Below are 1,412 nucleotides of genomic sequence, written 5' to 3'. Positions count from 1 at the left end.
TTTGAGTCCATCAAAACCCTTTGGGTGTTGTATGGTTAAGCCTCACGGGCAATTAGTACAGGTTAGCTCAACGCCTCACAGCGCTTACACACCCTGCCTATCAACGTTCTAGTCTCGAACAACCCTTTAGGACCCTCAAGGGGTCAGGGAAGACTCATCTCAGGGCTCGCTTCCCGCTTAGATGCTTTCAGCGGTTATCGATTCCGAACTTAGCTACCGGGCAATGCGTCTGGCGACACAACCCGAACACCAGAGGTTCGTCCACTCCGGTCCTCTCGTACTAGGAGCAGCCCCCTTCAATCTTCCAACGCCCACGGCAGATAGGGACCGAACTGTCTCACGACGTTCTAAACCCAGCTCGCGTACCACTTTAAATGGCGAACAGCCATACCCTTGGGACCGACTTCAGCCCCAGGATGTGATGAGCCGACATCGAGGTGCCAAACACCGCCGTCGATATGAACTCTTGGGCGGTATCAGCCTGTTATCCCCGGAGTACCTTTTATCCGTTGAGCGATGGCCCTTCCATACAGAACCACCGGATCACTATGACCTGCTTTCGCACCTGCTCGAATTGTCATTCTCGCAGTCAAGCGGGCTTATGCCATTGCACTAACCTCACGATGTCCAACCGTGATTAGCCCACCTTCGTGCTCCTCCGTTACTCTTTGGGAGGAGACCGCCCCAGTCAAACTACCCACCAGGCACTGTCCGCAACCCCGATTAGGGGTCAACGTTAGAACATCAACACTACAAGGGTGGTATTTCAAGGACGGCTCCACAAATACTGGCGTACTTGCTTCAAAGCCTCCCACCTATCCTACACATGTAGGGTCAATGTTCAGTGCCAAGCTGTAGTAAAGGTTCACGGGGTCTTTCCGTCTAGCCGCGGGTACACTGCATCTTCACAGCGATTTCAATTTCACTGAGTCTCGGGTGGAGACAGCGTGGCCATCATTACGCCATTCGTGCAGGTCGGAACTTACCCGACAAGGAATTTCGCTACCTTAGGACCGTTATAGTTACGGCCGCCGTTTACCGGGGCTTCGATCAAGAGCTTCGCGCAAGCGCTAACCCCATCAATTAACCTTCCGGCACCGGGCAGGCGTCACACCGTATACGTCATCTTACGATTTTGCACAGTGCTGTGTTTTTAATAAACAGTTGCAGCCACCTGGTATCTGCGACTTCCGATAGCTCCATCCGCAAGGGACTTCACCGTCAGAAGCGTACCTTCTCCCGAAGTTACGGTACCATTTTGCCTAGTTCCTTCACCCGAGTTCTCTCAAGCGCCTTGGTATTCTCTACCCGACCACCTGTGTCGGTTTGGGGTACGATTCCTTACAATCTGAAGCTTAGAGGCTTTTCCTGGAAGCATGGCATCAATGACTTCACTACCGTAGTAGCTCGAC

General features: G+C 52.8%; 1 rRNA gene. It reads right to left on the bottom strand.

Annotation, left to right across the window (positions count from 1 at the left end):
* Positions 1-31: 31 nt before the first annotated feature.
* Positions 32-1,412 (bottom strand): 23S ribosomal RNA (locus ACQEXP_RS21170); the annotation flags it as partial.

Source organism: Vibrio sp. TRT 1302 (assembly GCF_050113875.1).
Classification (GTDB): domain Bacteria; phylum Pseudomonadota; class Gammaproteobacteria; order Enterobacterales; family Vibrionaceae; genus Vibrio.
Note: the sequence above shows the minus strand (reverse complement) of the source record. Positions and strands in the feature narration are given on the sequence as shown.